We start from the raw sequence: 16,106 nt of genomic DNA on the forward strand, positions 1-16,106 counted from the left end.
GCGATGGGCTGCGCTGCCGCACGGGTGCTGGAGTTCGACCCGCTGGAGGAGGTCCGCCGCATGGCTCATGAACAACTCGATCAATGGCTGGAGCAGATGCGGCCCCTGTTCGAACAGGAAAAGCCGCCCACGCTGCTGGAGCTGAGCCAGCATTTCACCCGCACCCGCCCGCAGCTGCTCGGTGGCGTGCTGCAATCGCTGGCCGATGCGCTCTACGCCCATCTCCAGGACCAGCGCCAGGCCCCCTGTCCGTGCTGCGGCAAAACGATCCGGCGCAAGCGCCGGGATCCCAAGCGCTGCAACACCCTGCAGGGGCCGGTCGACCTGGAACGCGGCTACTTCTACTGCACCGATTGCCGGGTCGGCTTTCACCCGCTGGATCAGGCGATGGAACTCAGCCGCGCCTTTCACCAGTACGACGTCGAGGAAAAGGTCCTCAAGCTGGCCACCGAGATGCCCTACGAACGCGCGGCGGAGCTGGTCAGCGATCTGACCGGCGTGCCGGTCAGCAACCGCCATGCGCATCAGCGGGTCGAGCAGGTGGTGCAGCTCGCCGACCTGGAAACCGTGATTCCCGATCGCCAGGAAATCCGCCGACGCATCGCGCAGGCGAAGAAGGATCCCGACGACCGGCCGGTGCTGGTCGTGGCGCTGGACGGCGCCCATGCCCCGACGCGGTCCCGGGCCAAGCGCAACACTAAACGCGGGCCGGGCAAATGGCGCGAGGTCAAAGGCGTGCGCCTCTACCTGGCGCCGGAAGACGGCCGTATCGTTCCGCTGGCCAGTTGGCACCAGATCCAGGATGCCGAAGCCATGAAACAGGATCTCCAGCAGATCGCCGCCCGCATCCCGCAGGACCAGGTGCGCATCGCCTTGCTGGGCGACGGCGCGGCCTGGGTCTGGAACACGCTCGAGACCTGCTTCCCCGAAGGCCGGCCGGTCCTCGACTACTACCACTGCGCGGAACACGTCCACAAAGTGGCCGATGCCCACTACGGGAACTGCGCCCGGGCCATCGAATGGGTGGAAGCCACCCTGGCGCGGCTGGCCGCGAATCAGGTCGACGCGGTGATCTGGGGCCTGCAACGGCTCCAGGCCGATGCGTTCGCCCGAGCCGAGATCGACAAGCTCATCACCTACCTGCAGAACCACCGCCAGCGCATCGACTACGACGCCTGCAAGGCCGAAGGCCTGCCGATCGGCAGCGGCGCGATCGAATCGGCCAACAAGTTCATCAGCCACGCCCGGCTGAAGCGCTCCGGTGCCTGGTGGCAAACGGCAACGGCATGCTGCGCCTGCGCTGCGCGCTGTACAACGGCACTTTCGACCGGGTGTTCCAGAAATATCGGTCGCAGAAGGTCAGAATTTTAGGGACAAAAGCGTAATGCTCCCCCACGGAGAGACAGCGCGCGCATGTGGCCTTTACGTAAGGGATCGTCCGTCGCGAAAGCGAGTACGCCCGAGGAACCGGATGCGGGAAAACTGCACGTCCGGGACTGTGCCGGGGGCGCCGGGTAACCGGTGTCCCTACGGCGGAGCTTTCAGGGAGAGGCACTATGACAACGGACCTGCTCGGTAGTGTTCCAGTGCTGCATATCTCCAATGCGGAGCGAAGCTGTGAGTTCTATTGCAACAAACTCGGCTTCCAGAAGAACTGGCAGCACCAGTTCGAACCAGGGTTTCCGTTGTTTGTCTCCATTAGCCGTGGGTCGGTCACCTTCTTCCTCACCGAGCATCCAGAGAGCAGCGCTGGGGCGTTCGTCTATATTCATGCGGAGGATGTGGACGCGCTAGCGCAGGAGCTTCAGGCGCGCGGAGTGACTCTCGGGCAGGGGCCGGTGAGCCAGCCTTGGGGCATGAGGGAGATACAGCTTGAGGATCCTGATGGAAACCGCTTGCGGTTCGGGCAGGACATCGAAGAGAAAATAAGCTAACACGTCGGTGGAGCCGATGGCCGGATGCCCGCGGCTCACCTCTGCGTTAGCGTGAAAATACGCTGCCCGAGAATCGTATCTCTCTGATTCATAATCGTAGTTTCATCCTTCGGGGTGCCTCGCGGCCGAGGGCATGAAAGTTAGCCGGGCAAGCCTTGACGCCGTGGCGTTATGACGCTACAGTGCTAAGATGTCAGCATATGTGGAGACTGCCATGAGCGAGACATCGAAGCGTTCTACGGTTTATTTTGACCCTCAGTTACACGCGGCGCTGCGGCTGAAAGCTGCGCATACGCATCGATCGTTATCAGATATCGTCAACGATGCTGTTCGTGCGGCATTGGCTGAGGATCAGGAAGATTTGGCGGCGTTCGAGGAACGGGGTTCTGAGCCAACCATGAGCTATGAGGCTTTGCTGGACGATTTGAAGGCTCATGGCAAACTATAAGCTTGTATTCAAGAAATCTGTCTCTAAAGACCTTCGTTCAATCCCAAACAAAGATGTTGCCCGCATTCTTCAGCGCATAGAGGGGCTGCAGGAAAATCCCCGCCCTGTCGGCAGTGAAAAGCTTTCAGGACAAGAGCGGTACCGAATCAGACAGGGTGCGTACCGAATCATATATGAAGTGGAAGATGAGCTTCTTGTCGTAACGGTTGTGAAGGTTGGCCATCGAAAGCATGTCTACTGAAGTTTCCGTATTCCAGTGTACCGTTATATAGTGCCTGCACGAGAAGCCAATAAAACGTGCAAAATCAATGGGGTGGACGATTGTCGCGGCGTGAAGCGGGAGCCGGAGGTAGCGCCTTGCGCTGCGGTGTGGAGACGGTAACATGCTGATCGGCAATGGGTCCCGGTGCGCCGGGTCGCGACGACGGGGGCGGTGGCCTGTTCCCGCTTCGGTTTCCAACACGATCTTCCCCGGATGAAAGCACGATGCGCAAGGTGATCGAACCGCAAATGCAGTTGGGAGAACTCCCGATCGGCGGAATTGAACTGGATCCCCGATCCCGCGATGACATTCCCCAGATCCTGCGCGGACTGCAGCACCTCTACACGACCCCGGAGGTGCGTGCGGAGGTTTTCGCCATTCTGGAGGAGCTGGTACCCGAGCGCAGCACCGAGACGGGCCCCGAGAAGGTCGACGTCGAGAACGGCCGGCCGGGGATGTCGCAGTGGAACCTGCTGGTGCTCGGGGTGTTGCGCCTGGGCTTGAATGCCGATTACGACCGGATCCGGGAACTGGCGAATGAGCACCGGACGATTCGGCAGTTTCTCGGGCACAGTGGCTGGGACGACGACACGTCGTACGGCTTGCAGACGGTGCGCGACAACCTGAGCCGGTTCACCCCCGAGGTGCTGGACCGGATCAACCAGGTGGTGGTACGGGCCGGGCACCGGGCGCTAAAAAAAAGCCTGGCGGACGGTCTCGTCGGGCGCTGTGACTCGTTCGTGGTGGAGACCGATGTCCACTACCCGACCGACACCAACCTGCTGCTGGACGCGATTCGCAAGGTGATTGGGCTGAGTGCTGAGTTGGCCGCGGCGAACGCTCGGACCGAGTGGCGCCAGCATGCCTACCACCAGCGGCAGTTCAAGCGCGCCTACCGCCGGCTGACGCGCCTGCGGCATTCGACCTCGCAGGATCCGGAGCGGCAGCAGGCGCGGACCGAGGCGATCGCGCAGGCGTGCCGGGACTACCTGGCGGCGGCGGAGCTGCACCTGCAGCGCTCAGCCGCGACCGGTGCGGGCGTGGCCGCGGTCGATCCCGCCAATTTCGTGCTGCTGCAGGAGATTGCGGTGTTCAGCGACCATGCCCGGCGCCAGATCGACCAGATCCGCCGGCGTATCCTGGAGGGCGAACGCATCCCGCATGAGGAGAAGGTGTTTTCCCTGTTCCTGATTAGCAACGAGAGTCCGCCAGGATCACTCTGTGAGCCACCACCGGGCGTACGCTGAGGCTACACGTCGAGCGGAGGGTGGCACCATGGCACAGAATCGGATCCAGTTTCAGGCTGGGATGTCGATGCCGGAGTTCCTTGCGCAGTACGGGACGGAGGCCCAGTGCGAAGCGGCGCTGGAGCGGGTCCGCTGGCCGGATGGCTTTCGCTGTCCGCGCTGCGGCGGTGACGCGCACTGTGTCCTGCGCAGCAGCCCGCGCAAGGTGTTTCAGTGCAATGCCTGCCGGCATCAGGCCTCGCTGATCGCCAGCACCGTGATGCAGGGGACGAAGCTGCCGCTGACCACATGGTTTCTGGCCATCTACCTGGTCAGCCAGGCTAAGACCGGGATCGCGTCGTTGGCGCTGGAACGGCACTTGGGCGTCAGCTACCCCACCGCCTGGGCGCTGAAGCACAAGCTGATGCAGGCGATGACCGAGCGGGAAGAGCGCTACACGCTCAGCGGCACCGTGCAACTGGACGACGCCTACCTGGGAGGTGAGCGGACCGGTGGCAAGGCCGGGCGAGGCTCGGAGAACAAGGTTCCGTTCGTGGCGGCGGTGTCGCTGACCGACGCGGGCCGTCCCCTGCGGGTCAAGCTGACGCCGGTGGCGGGGTTCAGCTTCCAGGCCATCACCGAGTGGGCCCGCGCGTATCTGACCCCGGGCAGCACGGTCCACTCCGATGGTCTCGCGTGTTTCAACGCGGTCACGATGGCCGGTTGCCGGCACCAACCGACGGTCGTGGCCGGGCGCAAACCCAAGGACCTGCCCGAATTCCACTGGGTCAACACAGTGCTCGGCAACCTGAAGACCAGCCTGAGCGGGAGTTACCATGCCTTTGCGTTCTCCAAGTATGCCCCCCGCTACCTCGCGGCTTTCGCCTACCGGTTCAACCGGCGCTTTGATCTGGCCGCATTGCCGGGACGCCTCCTGGTTGCCGCGGCGCACTGCAGGCCGCTGCCCGCGCAGTCCCTGCGGCTGGCTGACTCTCGTTGCTAATCAGGTCCCTGTTTGAGCCGCACACGGAGTGGATCAGCAAGGGCAAGGCGGGGGTCCCGGTGGAGCTGGGCCTGCGCGTATGCGTGATGGTCGAGGCGGACGGGTTCATCCTGCACCACCGGGTGATGGAACGCTGCACCGACGATGCGGTCGCGGTGCCCATGGTCCAGGAGACCCGGGACCGCTTCCCGCTGGTGCGCGCGGTGAGCATGGACAAGGGGTTCCACAGCCCGAGCAACCAGACCGAGCTACGCCAGATCGTCGGGACCGTGGTGTTGCCGAAGAAGGGGCGGTGCACCCAGGAAGAAGCGGAACGGGAGCGGGATCCCGAGTTCGCGACCTTGCGCCGGCAGCATGCCGCGGTCGAGTCGGCGATCAACGCGCTGGAGGTGCACGGCCTGGACCGCTGCCGGGATCACGGGATCGACGGCTTTCGTCGGTACGTGGGCCTGGCGGTGCTGGCCCGTAACATCCAGCACCTCGGTGCCATCCTGCGGCGCCAGGAGCGGGACGCGGAGAAACGACGACGTGGCCCCTACCGCAAAGCGGCTTGATCGACGCCGAACATCGCACAGGGCTGGCCACACCCAGGGCTTCCTGTGCCCGCGAATCGCCCCCGTTGCGAGCGACTCTCATCCAGGTGCCCAACACAAACCTCAGCCTGGCGATTCCTGAGCACTCCGGCCGCCCGTGGATTTGCGGCGGTCCAGCAATTTTAAAATTAGCAGGGTTTCCGTGCTGGCACTACACTACAAAGCCGCGCGTGCTGCGGGCGTTACACCACAGAATGAGAGTAATATGGCGTTCAGCGAACCTGAGTATGGGTTGAGATGAAGGACATCGGTAAAAATCGGAAACCTGATGAACTGCGCCAAATGCTGGATTACCTTGGTGTCGCGGCTTTTGTGATTGATGTGGCCTCGGCCGGTGAGTTCCGTCTGGCCGCTATCAATGCTCGTCACGAACAGCTTACCGGGATGAAACACAGTGTGGTGGCCGGGCGTAGTATCGATGAGTTGCTCTCGCCCGAGATGGCAGTCGATGTAAAATCCAGGTATCGCGGCTGTGTCGAGAGCAAGGTCGTCACTGCTTATCGCGAGTCACTGGACCTTCCCATTGGCAAGACTTTCTGGCAGACGAGTCTGGTACCTTTTTTTGATGAAGCGGGAAACGTTATCCGACTACTTGGCACGGCTAACGAGATCAGTGCCCAGGTGAACTTGGAACTGGAAGCGCGCTATCAATCCACCGTGATGAGCGCCTATCTGGATGAATCACTGGACGGCATAGTAGTAGTAGATGCCAGTAACAGGATCAAGACATGGAATCGCCGTTTTCTGGAGATATGGGATATACCCGAGGAAATTATGAATGCCCGTGACAAGGATGCGGCACTGCAGGCTGTTGTCGATCAACTACAAGATCCTGCGGGATTCGTTGAAAAGGTAATGGAGCTGTACGTGGACCTGGATAAGGAGGAGCACGGGGTTCGTATCGACATGAAGGATGGTAGAGTCCTGGAACGGCACTCTCGCGGATTGCACGGTCCTGAAGGCGACTATTGGGGGCGTATCTGGTTTTACCGTGATGTGACGGAACTGCATCGCATGACCGAAGAGTTGCGGCGCATGTCGAAGACCGATGCGCTCACGGGAATCGCCAATCGGCGAGCGATAATGGAGGCCCTGGAAAAAGAGTTCGGTGGGGCGCGGCGACTGGATCATTTACTTAGCGTGTTAATCATGGATCTGGACCACTTCAAACAGATCAATGACCGCTATGGTCACGCAACTGGGGATGCAGTGATCAAGGAGTTCGTGCAGATTGTAGCTCCAGAAATTCGGGTTAGTGACGATTTTGCGCGACTGGGTGGCGAAGAGTTCGTCATAGTCTTGCCGGAGACTGGTTTGGGCCCGGCTCGCCAACTGGCCGAGCGATTGTGCCAGGCTGTGGCCTCCCATGCATTTGGTGGTCCAGAAGCTCAATTTCAGGTCACGGTAAGTATTGGCATCGCGACCATTCGTGATCACGACTCGAGTCCGGAAGATCTGCTTGGGCGCGCTGATCGGTGTTTGTATGCGGCTAAATCTGAAGGGCGGAACAGAGTGCGTCCGAAGGGAGATATAGAAGACTGTGAGAGCTTAGTATCACGGCAATAGCTGGAAAAGTGAAATTTTACCATCCGTGATCGGACATGTATCGGAATCGTTTCACCAACTTCCTGCGGGAAGAGCAAGGTGCAATTGGGTAAGGGCGGGTCTTTAACCCGCCCTCCGCACACCACCCGGCATGCGGGCCCGCACCGGGCGGTTCATGAGAAAGGAGCACACGGGGAGATCAAGCGTAACCATGGGCCTTGATCCACAGATCGCGGACGCTGATCAGCCCTTGGCGTGGCAGCCACTCATTCACTGCTCTCCCACTTAATGCAACGAGATGGCCCGATTCCTGCGAGGCATGGGGTCAGGTCTCGCGTTGCAATCGTCCAGGTCTGGTACCGGCGCGCCTGCGCGGGCCCGGCCGTCAGGGCCGGGGATCCGCGGGGCCGCCCCGAGACTCGCTAGATGCGCTTGCGCCGTGGGCGCTCTATCGATCAAAGCGAGTTCGGCAGGCGTCGGGGAAACCACTCACTTCCTCTTGCCTCGCGCCTCCATGTAGAGGTACATCGCAGGGACGCCGATAGAGAAGACGATCACCACATGGAACGCAATGACCCAGGTGAGCGGATTGCCGGTATCGAAGTCGTCCCATGAGGCCACCATGGCTACGAGGAACAGCAGAGGCGCAGCCAACTCAGCACGCAGGACGTAGCGCAGGGATTGCCAGCGGGGATCCAGGTAGGCCGCAAGCGCGAACAGGCTGAACACCACGAACTGTGCGGCCAGGACACGGGCGGTCAGGGGACTCAAACGCCAGGGCCAGATCTCCATCATCAGGGTCGGTGTAACGAACAGAAGCAAACTGGCCAGCACTCCGACGAGCCCCACAATGCCCACGAGGAGTCGAACGGGTGGCGGTAAGGTATGATCATCCGGCTGCGGCGGACCCAGGCGCGCGCTGCGCGTGTTCCGTATCCAGATCCCGACCACCAGGAACGGCGTCGTGGCATACAGAACGACCCATATCCAGGTGGTCGGATGACTGTGATTGAATGCGGGCCAATGCAAAATGGTCGCGACACCCATCAACGCGGCAAATGAAGCCACCGGGATCAAGCCGAACTTGATCTGCTGCCAGCGACGGGCGAAAAGCGCGGCCGTGAAATAGAGCACGCCCGCGAGGTAGGTCGCCCCGAGCATCATGGCATTCATCTGGGGCCCGATCGGCCATGCAAAAAGGCGCTCGGTCTCGTCGGATCTGAGAAAGAGAATGACAAAAGCCGCCAGCAGAAACGGGATGATGATGGCGGATACTGCTCGGGTTTCCGGGAGAACCTTGTCCTCCCCAGGATATCGGGAAACCGGCTCGTGTCGGGACATCACGCCCTCCTGAACGATCAGAGGATTGTTGCATCTGCGTTCCAAGCAGATCGCATATGACATATCGCAACACATAGGGATCGCTAACGTGTTGTCGCAAGCCGCCCCACGCGGTGTCGCGAGATCCATCCGCGACAGTACGCCCAGTGGCAGGTGTCGGCAAGGGTGTCATGGAGATCCCGTGGCGAGAATCCGAGGTCGCAGGCGGCTGCGCTATCATCGGGCCGCGCATTCCGGACGACGGTGTCGAATCCCTCCTCGCTCAGAGGTAGCCTGACGGGGAGGAGGCGCTGCAGGTGGCCAGCCAGCCGAACACCCGGACGAAGGGCCCATGGCGGCAGAACCCATCGGCGGATCCTCCTGCCGGTAACCTCCGCGACGAGATCGACCAGACCGGCCAAAGATACCTGAATGCCACCGAGCAGGTAGCGCCTGGGACCTTGCCGAGCCTCCAGCATGGCAGCGAAGGCCGCCGCGAGATCACGCACATCCACGATGCAAATGCCGCCGCGTGGAATCACCGGCATTCGACCGGCGAGCACGTCACAAAGGAATCGGGTACTTTCCCCCAGTCGCATATCGTGCGGACCGAACACCGCTCCGGGATAGCCGATCACGACGGGAAGGCCCCGTTCCTGCAAGCTTCGCGCCGCCCGCTCGGCGTCCGCCTTGGATGCGGAATACGCCCCCAAGGGTGACGCGACCGCAGCATTCGCGGTGAGCAACCCGTCGTGCGTCGGGGACAAGGTCACATGACTCGACACATGGATGATGGGATCCAGACCGCGGTCCCCGGCCGCGTTCAGCACGTTCAGGGTGCCGACTGCATTGATCCGGCGCATGGCGTCAGCGTCACGCACATCAAGCGAATAGACGGCGGCCGCATGAAGGACCGCATCGCAGCCCGCCATGGCACGTTCGACCGAAGCGCGGTCCGACACGTCACCGACGCTGTACGCCGGTGTCTCCTTCTGCAACGGAGCCGACGACCTTGCGACGCGGGCCGGGTTGCGCACCAGCAGCCGCACCGCGTGGCCACGTCCCAAGAGCTCCGCCACGCAATGCGACCCGATGAAGCCGGTGCTCCCAGTCACCAGAACACGCACGGTCCCGTACCCATTGACAGCGAACCCCTCGATTGCCCTACTGGTGTCAGCGTCCTGCTCCTGGTCTGGCCAGGGTATCGCACAGCTGGGTCGAATCGGAATCCGGACGAGACGCATTCCTCAGGTCCGCGTCGGAGCGAGACCGCGTGATTTGATGTGGGGGTAGCACAAAAACGAAAGGTTTCCTGATCTACCGAGCGAACTGTCACAGGACGTCACCCGCACCATGGTCGACGCCGTGCCCTGGCCCGACGGCAACCCCAGCGCACCGCTGGCCGACTACGGCATGTTGGCGCGCGACGGCATCTCCTGCACCTCCTGCCACCGCATGGCGCTGGGACCCGATTCCGCCGGCCTGCTGGCGGAGCCTCAGAACACCTGCGTCGAGGAGCGCCAGGCCCTGCTGAACCCGCACAACAGCGGCTTCGCACGCACCTTCACCGGCAGCTTCCCGGTCGGCGCGCCCGACCGCCTGATCGGGCCTTTCGAGGATCCGCGGGTGAAGCCGATGGAGAACGCGCTGGGCAACACGCCCGAGCACCACGCCAGCATCACCAGCTCCGAGGTCTGTGGCAGCTGCCACACGGTGCACTTGCCGATCCTCCAGGCCGGACAGATCATCGGCTATACCTACGAGCAGACCACCTATCCGGAGTGGGCCTTCAGCGCCTACCGCACCGGCGAGACGCCCGACGGCGAGCTGCCGCACGGCGCGGACGCGGACGCGCAGTCCTGCCAGGACTGTCACATGCCCTCGCGCACCGCCGACGGCACGCCGTTGCACAGCCGCATCGCCAGCATCCAGGAGTACAGCCGGTTCCCGCAGGCCGAACACAGCCTGGGGCCGGAGGAAACCGACCTGCCGGTGCGCGACGGCTTCGCCCTGCACACCCTAGTCCTCAACGCCTTTCTGGTGAAGATGGCGCAGCAGTTCCCCGACGTGCTCGGCATCCGCACGAAGCTGTAAGGCACCCATTTTGTTGACCGGAACCTTTGCGCTCGGACTTCCTTCAGACATCCCCTCACGGGTTTGCCCTTGCCGTCGTCTAGTAGTTACATTCGTCCGTACTTCGGACACTACAGGTGCTCCTACAGGGGACTTTCACCCCATCAGTTCATGCCCATGTCGGGCGTACACAAGGCGCTGCACTGGACGGCAATTCCGCTGCGCTCCATTGCCGCCGGTGATCTTGGTCGTTGTGCGATTGAATGAATCAGCTGGGGAGACGTCGTGCCACCAAAAGTCAGAGACCTGATTAAGTCGCTTAAACAAGCGGGCTTCGAAGATCGTGGAGGCAAGGGGAGCCACCGGAATTTCGTCCATCCAAACGTGTCGAAGCCTGTGACGATTTCTGGCAAACTCGGAGACGATGCCAAGAAATACCAGATAAGGGCCGTTGAGAAGGCGGTCCAGGAGGCTCAGAAATGAAGGAAAGTGCCCTTTACGCCAAAATTGTCGAGTGGTCCGAGGAGGATCAATGCTTTGTGGGTAGCGCCCCAGGTCTGCTCTATGGGGGTTGCCACGGCCCTGACGAAAAGCAAGTTTTTGCGGAGCTCTGCAAGATCGTAGATGAAGCCATCGAGCTCTATCAGCAAGAAGGAAAACCCCTTCCTCCTCCTACCGCTGGCCGCGATCTTGCCAATACCTTGCAGCACATCGCTTAACGAATAAAACTAGATCGTGTGAGCCAAGCGAGCGACGATCTGAGCCGTTTGTTGGACAAGCCCGGTTTCTGGGGTGGGTGGCAGAGATCTGAAAACAGCTTTTCGGCGGGCGGGTGTCGCTGCCGATGGTCAACGTGTCACGGGCGCGCACGCACGGGCGCCGGCATCGGCACGGGGCGCAACCTGAGCAGCACCTGCAGCAGGTGGATCAGACGTTTGCGGTTGGGATGCAGGAAGCCGTAGTTCCTTGCCCGCCGGAAGCCCTTGGGGAGGACATGGCGCAGGAGGTGCCAGAGGAATGCGGCGCCCGAGAGGGTGCCGTCTGGAGGAAGAAGTCCGTCGCCCGGTGGCGTGACGGGCACCGGATTTACCTTGGTGGCGGGCTGCTCGAGAAGCTTTCCGGTCGCTCATGCCGGCAGCGGCAGGCGGCCGCAGTGCAGGAACTGCTCGAGCGCGAAATCCTGCAGCGTACCGTCGCCGGTTTTCCGGAAGCGCACGTGCTCGGCGGTCAACTGGCAGAGCCAGGCATCCTGCCGGGTGGGTGTCTTTCGAGTGAACGGGCGCGGATGGTAGAGCGCAAGGTTGAGGCCCGCCTCCGTATCCCGCGCCGAGCGGTACTCGAACAGGTCGATGCCGGCCTCGCGCATCGCGGTGCCCAATGCCTGGGTGGCGCTGTAGTCGGCGGGATGGCGGAGCAGGGGGGTGCTGTCCTCGAACGGAGGCTGATGGAGCAGGATGCCGTCACGCCCCTGGTACCGGGCGGCAAACAGCGTGTGCTGGGTGTCGAGCTTGCGCAGCGGCGGGGTGGCCATCCCGTACCAGAAGACGAACCGGTAGTAGGCGGCTTCCGCCAGTACCGTGCGTTCGCCCAGCGCCCCGTAGAACAGGCTCGGTTCATGGCGCCGACCGAAGCGCGAGCCATGGCGTAGCGGCGGATAGCGAAACGGCGTCGCCAGCAGGTAATGCAGCCGCTCGGTGCCCGGACGCAGCGGCGGTTTGGTCGATTCCAGCATCTCTTCCAACACCGCCTGGCGTTCCAGCGAGGACACCAGTTGATTGGTGGCGACCTGCTCCTGGCTCTCGACGAGGCGCAGGACTTCTCCTTTCAGGGCCACCCGGGGTGCGGCTTCGATGCGTGCCGCCCAATCGGGCATCTCAGATCTTGCCCCGGATCGCGTCGAGGTATTCGAGCACGCCCACCAGGCCCTGCACCGAGCGGATCTGCTCGGCCGGCACGCCCCCGGTGTGGTGGTTGGGCGTGTGCATCCAGTGCTTCATCGCACCGGCGTCCCCTCCGGTCAGCACGTACAGGGCGCGATAGCAGCGGATCAGCAGCAACGCCAGTTCTCCCGGCTTGCTGTCCGGATCGACGTTGCCCCTGCTGATGTCCGTGCGCCCGCGCCCGATCACCGCGCCCAGTTCCGCCTGGGTCAGGCCCAATGCCTTGCCGGCATTGACCAGCGCCTCGCGCAGGACCTCCGCGCGCTGAGGAGCCAGAGCCGTAACACTACCCATCGGCATCTCCTTCGGCAGGGTGTCTATAGTGCACATTGTACGGAGAAACGTGCTTTATGCACATCAAGAAACCATCGTCGGCCGTTGCGCTTGCACATCGACCACGCGAACCACGATCCGCGACAAACTTGCCGCGACCCGAGTCTCTGTCATCACGCCGGCCCCTATCAGGGCAAACTGGTGAAGCCCTACGGCTGGGGCACCGTGCTCTCCAACATCACCCACCAGCAGTTCGCCAATGCAGGACCGGAGGATAGCCGGGAAATCCTGCTGCCCGACCACCTCGCGATCTTCAAAGGCGATTTTGCCGAAGAACTCGACTTTGCCGCCGCGTGCCTCCGCAAATGGCAGGCCAACGGCGTAAACCTTCAGGAGGTCGCGGTTCTGTACAACAGGTATGCCCAGGGCGAACGACTCGCCCGCCGGCTGCAGCACGACGGCATACCGCATCAATGGCTGTGCGACAGCGCGCGCAAGAAGGCGTACGACAGCGAGGCCGACAGCGTTGCACTGATGACGCTGCACAGCAGCAAGGGCCTGGAATTCGAGCGCGTGATCGTGATCGGTATCGGAGAACTGGACGCCGGTGACGAGGGGCGTCAGCAATCCGCCCGGCTGCTGTACGTGGGCATGACACGGGCCAAACGATACCTGGTGATGACCAGCTCCGGCGCCGGCGGATTCAGCCGGGTACTCGGTGATGGGCAAGACGCCAGCGCCGGTGCAGAGCACACGCAAGCGCGTTGAACCACGGACTTGCCGTCGCCTTGAACCGCGACGCCAAGGGTATTACCCGTGCAACCAGTTGGTTAACACCAATGGTGCGTCGATGCGCTCGAAATGCCTGGTGTTGTTGCTCACCAATACAGCGCCGACAGCGAGCGCGTGGGCAGCGATCATCATGTCCATTTCACCAATCGGCTGGCCCGATCGGGTCAACTGGTATCGGATATCTGCGTAGTAGTCCGCCGCGTCAGCGCCCCAGGCAGGTACGCGCACGATCTTGAGAAACTGGCCCACCGCCAGATGCAGCCGATGAGCGGGTGCCAATCGCTTGAGGCCGTACATCAGCTCAGTGCGTGTGACGGCGGATATGCATACCCGATCGGGCGGTATTTCGGCGAGTCTCGACTCGAGGACCGGCGAATGCCCCTTGATGATGTAGCTCGTCGTATCCGTATGGAGCATGTGCAAAACGCTGGTCATGCTTCGTCCTGAAAGAGGTCGCGTTCATGGGGAACGATGTTCATTGGACGCTCTGCCATGAAGTCGTCCGGGATATCAACGGTCCGTATCAGTGCAAAAAACTCAGCCCAGATCCTGGCCCCTGGCCGGGTGGACAGCACGACGTCGCCAGACGCATCGTCCCTGGTGGCGTAAATCTCCTCGTTCTCGAAACGAAACTCAGCCGGCAAGCGGACAGCCTGACTCGCACCATTCTTGAACAGCTTGACACGTCGGGTTTCAGTCATGGCGATTTTCCCGTAAGCGGAGAATATATATGGCAGTATATACTCGCGTTGACTGCGCTGCATCCCTCCAGACGAAGCCGAGTCGCACCGTGCGTATTTCCCCTTCGGTCGTCGTGCGGACCAGAGGCAAGGAGCTGCCGGCCGAGTTTCGTGAACAGCATCCCGAGGTGGAGTGGGGGCCGATTGCTCGGCTGCGGGACCGCCTCATTCACGGCTACTTCGGTATCGACTATCAGATCGTTTGGGACATTGTCCAGACCAAGATTCCGCCCCTGCGTCGTGACATCGGCCGGATTATCGGCCTACTCGGCTAACGGTCATGCTCGCGAGCGGCCACCCCGAACCATGAAGGACGTGTAGGGCTGAAGGTCGTCATCCGCCATTCCCACTCTGGGGTTGCCAAGGGATACTCGGGCGCTACGAACGTTCCACGTCGGATGCCACGCTGCTCTCTCCGGGGCTGGACGCTTCCGCGGGGATGCCTTGGTCAGGTTGGCCAGATTGGCCATGATGACAAGTCTTCCAAGCTTGGGTGCGGAGGACTGGCCGTGCAAGTCAATATGCTTGAAGCAAAGAACCAGCTCTCGAAACTGGTAAAGGCGGCTGTCGCGGGTGAGGAGGTTATCATCGCCAGTCACGGTGAGGCCCAGGTGCGGCTGGTTTCCTGCGCGGCAGCTCCGGGGTTGCAGCGCTGGGGGGTCTGGGCAGACCGTCACATCGATGTCGATGCCGCGTTTGGCGAGCAGGTCGATGAAGAGGTCGGCAGGCTCTTCGGCCTCCCGTGAAGCTGCTGCTGGATACCCGGATCATCTTGTGGTGGCTGCTGGGCGATTCGCGCTTGCGGCAGGAGACGCGCGATCTCATGGGGGCAAACCCCTGCGTGGTGTCCGTGGCAAGCATTTGGGAAGTGGCGATCAAACACCGGCTAGGCAAGCTCGCTGTCGATCCGGCCAGCTTTCGTGACGAGAGCCTTGGCGCAGGCGCGACACTGCTCGCGATCAATGATGCCCATGTCACCGAGACGCCAAGGCTTCCCGGTATTCATGCAGATCCGTTCGACCGGCTGATGATCGCGCAGGCACGTATCGAGGCGCTGGTAGCGGTCTCGTCGGACCGGCGCTGGAGCGATTACGGCATCCCACTGCAGCGGCCATAGCGCCGTTCCGGGGACAGTGCGATTGCGTGTGCGATGGCCGGGGTGATGCGTGGTCAGTCGAGGCTGCTCGCATGGCCGGTGCCAAAGAGCAACAGTCGGCGAGAGAACATTCTGTAAGCATACTGTCCCCGGAATCCAGGGCTATTGATCCCCGGCAATAGCTGGCGGGATACTGCAGTTCCAGGCGAGCGAGGACGGAAAGATGGCTGAGGCGGCGCCCCGGATCCCGATGACCCACGAAGAATTCCTGCGCTGGGAAGAGACGCAGGAAGGTCGTCACGAGTTCCTGGAAGGCGAGGTGTTCGCCATGACCGGTGGCACCGACCGGCATAACACGGTAGCCATCAATCTGACTCTCCTCCTGCGCCAGCACCTGCACGGCAAGCCCTGCCGGGTGTTCATGGCGGATGTGCAGGTTCGCGTCGAGGCCGCGGACGCCGCTTTCTACCCCGACGTGATGGTGACCTGCGCCCCCGAGGATGCGGAAGATCGGCGGGTGAAGCGCCACCCCAGTCTCATCGTCGAGGTTCTGTCCCCGGCGACGGCGAGCTTCGATATCGGCCGTAAGTTCGCCTGTTACCGGCAGATCGAAAGCCTGCGCGAATATGTGCTCGTCGACCCCGACGAGATGGGCATCGAGATCTTTCGCCCCGATCCGGACGGCCGCTGGGTGCTCTACCCTGTCCGGCCCGGAGAGAGGCTCCGGCTGGACAGTGTCGGACTCGATGTGCCCATCGAGGCAGTGTACGAAAACATCGATTGAGCAGCGCGAGCGGCTATGCCCGGAGTGCAGTGCCGAACCTTGGTCACCCACCTACGTACCTACGCGGTCACGGACAT

20 protein-coding genes and 3 pseudogenes are annotated in these 16,106 nt (G+C 62.2%); 16 read left to right on the plus strand and 7 right to left on the minus strand.

What is annotated here, in order from left to right; genetic code table 11:
• The first annotated feature begins 3 nt into the window (after positions 1–3).
• The 8 genes and pseudogenes from TVNIR_RS18835 (at position 4) to TVNIR_RS05285 (ending at position 7,032) form a co-directional block, all read left to right on the plus strand.
• On the plus strand, positions 4–1,371 hold the full coding sequence (locus TVNIR_RS18835; protein WP_015257950.1) for an ISKra4-like element ISTni1 family transposase: 1,368 nt from the start codon (positions 4–6) through the stop codon (positions 1,369–1,371).
• 185 nt (positions 1,372–1,556) lie between these two features.
• Positions 1,557–1,934 (plus strand): bleomycin resistance protein, encoded by a 378-nt coding sequence (locus TVNIR_RS05260; RefSeq protein ID WP_043739386.1) that lies wholly within the window; start codon positions 1,557–1,559, stop codon positions 1,932–1,934.
• Positions 1,935–2,148: 214 nt separating this feature from the next.
• Positions 2,149–2,382, plus strand: coding sequence for a hypothetical protein (locus TVNIR_RS05265; protein ID WP_058933121.1), 234 nt, complete (start codon positions 2,149–2,151; stop codon positions 2,380–2,382).
• On the plus strand, positions 2,369–2,623 hold the full coding sequence (locus TVNIR_RS18840) for a type II toxin-antitoxin system RelE family toxin (protein WP_083499362.1): 255 nt from the start codon (positions 2,369–2,371) through the stop codon (positions 2,621–2,623). Before TVNIR_RS05265 ends, TVNIR_RS18840 begins: the two co-directional genes overlap by 14 nt.
• 245 nt (positions 2,624–2,868) lie before the next feature.
• A pseudogene (locus TVNIR_RS18845) lies at positions 2,869–3,831 on the plus strand (ISNCY-like element ISTni4 family transposase); the annotation flags it as partial.
• An 88-nt stretch (positions 3,832–3,919) separates the two neighbouring features.
• Complete coding sequence (locus TVNIR_RS05275; protein WP_015257952.1) at positions 3,920–4,873, plus strand: IS1595-like element ISTni3 family transposase; 954 nt, start codon at positions 3,920–3,922, stop codon at positions 4,871–4,873.
• A gap of 5 nt (positions 4,874–4,878) precedes the next feature.
• Positions 4,879–5,427, plus strand: a pseudogene (locus TVNIR_RS05280) (transposase); the annotation flags it as partial.
• 276 nt (positions 5,428–5,703) lie between these two features.
• A complete protein-coding gene (locus TVNIR_RS05285; protein WP_083499363.1) occupies positions 5,704–7,032 on the plus strand; it encodes a sensor domain-containing diguanylate cyclase in 1,329 nt (442 codons plus the stop codon).
• A gap of 468 nt (positions 7,033–7,500) precedes the next feature.
• Here the strand turns inward: TVNIR_RS05285 and TVNIR_RS05290 are convergent, their stop codons facing one another.
• Positions 7,501–8,352: a hypothetical protein gene (locus tag TVNIR_RS05290; RefSeq protein WP_015257956.1), complete on the minus strand. Its 852-nt coding sequence runs from the start codon at positions 8,350–8,352 to the stop codon at positions 7,501–7,503.
• 83 nt (positions 8,353–8,435) lie between these two features.
• Entirely contained in the window at positions 8,436–9,446 is a 1,011-nt protein-coding gene (locus TVNIR_RS05295; protein ID WP_211263149.1) for an NAD-dependent epimerase/dehydratase family protein, read from the minus strand.
• A gap of 238 nt (positions 9,447–9,684) precedes the next feature.
• Here TVNIR_RS05295 and TVNIR_RS05300 point away from each other — a divergent pair, with 238 nt between their 5' ends.
• The 3 genes from TVNIR_RS05300 (at position 9,685) to TVNIR_RS18855 (ending at position 11,123) form a co-directional block, all read left to right on the plus strand.
• On the plus strand, positions 9,685–10,425 hold the full coding sequence (locus TVNIR_RS05300) for a hypothetical protein (RefSeq protein WP_015257958.1): 741 nt from the start codon (positions 9,685–9,687) through the stop codon (positions 10,423–10,425).
• Positions 10,426–10,689: 264 nt separating this feature from the next.
• Positions 10,690–10,887: a type II toxin-antitoxin system HicA family toxin gene (locus tag TVNIR_RS18850; protein ID WP_083499365.1), complete on the plus strand. Its 198-nt coding sequence runs from the start codon at positions 10,690–10,692 to the stop codon at positions 10,885–10,887.
• Positions 10,884–11,123, plus strand: a complete 240-nt coding sequence (locus TVNIR_RS18855; RefSeq protein WP_083499366.1) for a hypothetical protein — start codon at positions 10,884–10,886, stop codon at positions 11,121–11,123. The genes TVNIR_RS18850 and TVNIR_RS18855 overlap by 4 nt, the downstream gene beginning before the upstream one ends.
• 140 nt (positions 11,124–11,263) lie before the next feature.
• On the opposite strand, the pseudogene TVNIR_RS20160 reads toward TVNIR_RS18855, so the two are convergent.
• The 3 genes and pseudogenes from TVNIR_RS20160 to TVNIR_RS05320 form a co-directional block, all read right to left on the minus strand.
• Positions 11,264–11,440: pseudogene (locus TVNIR_RS20160) on the minus strand (transposase); the annotation flags it as partial.
• Between the two features lie 90 nt (positions 11,441–11,530).
• On the minus strand, positions 11,531–12,277 hold the full coding sequence (locus TVNIR_RS05315) for an RES family NAD+ phosphorylase (protein WP_015257960.1): 747 nt from the start codon (positions 12,275–12,277) through the stop codon (positions 11,531–11,533).
• A 1-nt stretch (position 12,278) separates the two neighbouring features.
• The gene (locus TVNIR_RS05320) at positions 12,279–12,638 is read right to left on the minus strand and encodes an MbcA/ParS/Xre antitoxin family protein (protein WP_006748086.1); all 360 of its coding nucleotides are present in this window, start codon (positions 12,636–12,638) and stop codon (positions 12,279–12,281) included.
• Positions 12,639–12,728: 90 nt separating this feature from the next.
• Here TVNIR_RS05320 and TVNIR_RS05325 point away from each other — a divergent pair, with 90 nt between their 5' ends.
• Positions 12,729–13,385 carry a 3'-5' exonuclease gene (locus TVNIR_RS05325; protein ID WP_237251755.1) on the plus strand — a complete coding sequence of 219 codons (657 nt, stop codon included), beginning with the start codon at positions 12,729–12,731 and terminating at the stop codon, positions 13,383–13,385.
• A gap of 42 nt (positions 13,386–13,427) precedes the next feature.
• On the opposite strand, the gene TVNIR_RS05330 is transcribed toward TVNIR_RS05325, so the two are convergent.
• Positions 13,428–13,844 (minus strand): PIN domain-containing protein, encoded by a 417-nt coding sequence (locus tag TVNIR_RS05330; RefSeq protein WP_043739396.1) that lies wholly within the window; start codon positions 13,842–13,844, stop codon positions 13,428–13,430.
• Positions 13,841–14,110, minus strand: a complete 270-nt coding sequence (locus tag TVNIR_RS05335) for an antitoxin (RefSeq protein ID WP_015257962.1) — start codon at positions 14,108–14,110, stop codon at positions 13,841–13,843. The genes TVNIR_RS05330 and TVNIR_RS05335 overlap by 4 nt, the downstream gene beginning before the upstream one ends.
• An 89-nt stretch (positions 14,111–14,199) precedes the next feature.
• Here TVNIR_RS05335 and TVNIR_RS05340 point away from each other — a divergent pair, with 89 nt between their 5' ends.
• The 4 genes from TVNIR_RS05340 to TVNIR_RS05355 all read left to right on the plus strand — a co-directional run bounded on the left by TVNIR_RS05340 (position 14,200) and on the right by TVNIR_RS05355 (position 16,029).
• Positions 14,200–14,424: a HepT-like ribonuclease domain-containing protein gene (locus TVNIR_RS05340; RefSeq protein WP_211263150.1), complete on the plus strand. Its 225-nt coding sequence runs from the start codon at positions 14,200–14,202 to the stop codon at positions 14,422–14,424.
• 246 nt (positions 14,425–14,670) lie between these two features.
• Positions 14,671–14,895 (plus strand): type II toxin-antitoxin system Phd/YefM family antitoxin, encoded by a 225-nt coding sequence (locus tag TVNIR_RS05345; protein ID WP_237251756.1) that lies wholly within the window; start codon positions 14,671–14,673, stop codon positions 14,893–14,895.
• On the plus strand, positions 14,892–15,266 hold the full coding sequence (locus tag TVNIR_RS05350) for a type II toxin-antitoxin system VapC family toxin (protein WP_015257965.1): 375 nt from the start codon (positions 14,892–14,894) through the stop codon (positions 15,264–15,266). Before TVNIR_RS05345 ends, TVNIR_RS05350 begins: the two co-directional genes overlap by 4 nt.
• Before the next feature lie 202 nt (positions 15,267–15,468).
• A complete protein-coding gene (locus TVNIR_RS05355) occupies positions 15,469–16,029 on the plus strand; it encodes a Uma2 family endonuclease (RefSeq protein ID WP_043739400.1) in 561 nt (186 codons plus the stop codon).
• Positions 16,030–16,106 lie beyond the last annotated feature (77 nt).

It is taken from the genome of Thioalkalivibrio nitratireducens DSM 14787, from assembly GCF_000321415.2.
GTDB classification, from domain to species: Bacteria; Pseudomonadota; Gammaproteobacteria; order Ectothiorhodospirales; family Ectothiorhodospiraceae; genus Thioalkalivibrio; species Thioalkalivibrio nitratireducens.